The following is a 396-nucleotide window of genomic DNA, read 5'->3' as shown; positions in this document are numbered from 1 at the left end:
TAAATGACCGAGTATTTCATGTGTCCCGGTTTGTCGCGAAAACTTGGCGAGGTTGAAATAATCTCCATTAGAACGGTGAAGCACATAAAGACTGTTGTTGAGCAACATCATTTGACTGGGATAACCGGTGATAGTAGCTGAAGGATCATCGTCAAACACTTCATTGATCCAAATCTCATTACCGCTGTGATCAAATTTTGTGATGAACTGGGGAACTGATTGTTGTGACAGTACATCAGGGACTCCTCCGTGAATGTAAATACCGGTACTGTCTACCAGTACTCTGAAAAACTCAGCTTCGTCATTCATGGAAGTATATTGATCAAAGCGTTTGTACCATTGTTCGTTCCCGTTGCTGTCGAGTTTGATCAACAGGCCATCAGCACCATGATGACC

1 pseudogene is annotated in these 396 nt (G+C 42.9%); it reads right to left on the bottom strand.

Annotation, left to right across the window (positions count from 1 at the left end):
- Window positions 1–396: pseudogene (locus F3059_RS13745) on the bottom strand (hypothetical protein); the annotation flags it as partial.

The organism is Salibacter halophilus, assembly GCF_008806325.1.
In the GTDB taxonomy this organism is placed as follows: Bacteria; Bacteroidota; Bacteroidia; order Flavobacteriales_G; family Salibacteraceae; genus Salibacter; species Salibacter halophilus.
Note: the sequence above shows the minus strand (reverse complement) of the source record. Positions and strands in the feature narration are given on the sequence as shown.